The sequence below is a fragment of the Vibrio sp. 10N.247.310.17 genome (assembly GCF_041466605.1).
Taxonomy (GTDB): domain Bacteria; phylum Pseudomonadota; class Gammaproteobacteria; order Enterobacterales; family Vibrionaceae; genus Vibrio; species Vibrio tasmaniensis_A.
This window is the reverse complement of sequence record NZ_JBFSTC010000213.1, coordinates 1-1622: the sequence shown is the minus strand read 5'-3', so window position 1 is coordinate 1622 and position 1622 is coordinate 1. Positions and strand designations below refer to the sequence as shown.

At 49.8% G+C, this 1622-nt stretch carries 1 protein-coding gene; it reads right to left on the bottom strand.

Features of this window, described 5'->3' with window-relative positions; genetic code table 11:
* Window positions 1-34: 34 nt before the first annotated feature.
* The gene (gene tnpC, locus AB6D80_RS24920) at window positions 35-1570 is read right to left on the bottom strand and encodes an IS66 family transposase (protein ID WP_372189918.1); all 1536 of its coding nucleotides are present in this window, start codon (window positions 1568-1570) and stop codon (window positions 35-37) included.
* Window positions 1571-1622 lie beyond the last annotated feature (52 nt).

Below are 1622 nucleotides of genomic sequence, written 5' to 3'. Positions count from 1 at the left end.
CTGTATCCGCCCCACGAACCCACGGGGCGACTTGTCAGTGTTTGAAGTTCCAAGGTAGGAGTGCGTCGATATCAGGCTCTGCTTTCGCCAACTCTTTCATGCACTTGACCATGTAGTCGTAAAGAATAAGGCCGTTGGCTTTCGCGGTCTCGATGATGCTGTAAAGCATCGCGCTCGCATCAGCACCGTTTGGTGTATTAGAGAACAGCCAGTTCTTCCTGCCAATGACCAGTGGTTTAATTGCGCGTTCAGCGCGATTATTATCAATAGATAAGTGACCATCGTCGATATAACGAATGAGCTTTGACCACTGCCCGAGCGTGTATTTTATCGCTTTGCCTAGTGGGCTAGAGCCTATCACCTTCTGGGTTGTCATCCATTGATAAAGCTCATCCAGTATCGGCTTGGCATACGCTTGACGCTCTGCTTTTCGCTCTTCGGCAGGCGCACCTTTTAAGCGTGATTCTATCCCGTAGAGTTTTTGGATTTTAGCCAGCGCCTTATCAGCCTTGCCCGATTTACCTTTCCCTTGAAGCTTCTTCGCATCCATGAACTTGCGCCGAGCATGCGCTAAGCACCCCACATTAGTGACTTGATGCAGACCATCATAAGCCGCGTAGCCATCGGTTTGTAGATAACCGTTGTAGTTACATAAAAATTCCACGGGACACGCCCTCGCGCGACTGTTTTGGTAGTCGTACAAGGCAATATTTTTCACATTAGGCAGTGCGGCTTCGGGCGAGTCAGCGCCCGAGCAGTAGAGCCACATATAACACTTCTTCTCTTCCTTGAGCACATTGAGCGGCGTTTCATCCGCCTGAACCACCACTTGCTGAAGTAGGTACTTCTTCAAGGCGGCATACAGCGGGGCGAACTTCTCGCTGACTTGGATAACCCACCTTGCCATGGTGGTGCGTGATAACTCGATACCCGACTGGGTAAACAGCGATTCTTGGCGATAAAGTGGCATCGCATACTGGTATTTGCCAAGAATGATGTTGGCCAGCAAGCTTTCTGTGGCGAAGCTTTTAGGGATGAGACTCTGAGGGGATGGCTTCTGAACGATATGGCTGCTGTCGCCTGTTTTCTCGCACTGGCGGCAAGCGTACTTAGGGCGAACATATTCCAACACCTTGAGTACCGCAGGCGTGAACTCTAGCTTCTCGCTGCGGTCTTCCCCGATTTTATGCAGGCTATGATTGCAGCAAGCGCACTGCTTTTCATGGTCGTCTACATCGAGTTCGATAACCTCACGAGGTAAGGTCTTAGGCAGAAGTTTACGTTTACCGCGCTTTTTCGTTGTGGTTGTTACCTCAACCTCGTCTTCTTTAACGGCTTCACATTCCGCTTCGTTGAAGAGGTCACCTTGTGATTCATCGTAAGGCTTTAACGCCTCCGAGCGTTTAGCGAACTGGCGGTCGAAGGCGAGTTTGAGTTGTTCAAGCAGCGATTGGCGCTCTTGTTGCCATTGCGATTCCTTCTGCTCTTGCGAGAGCATCAGGGCTTTCACCATCGCTTGTAGCTCGGCAATATCTTGGCTTTCTGGGTTGATATTTGGCGTCTTTTCCATGGCATTGATTATACTAAAATCGTGCCGTTAACGCTTGGTATATAAGGCTTTA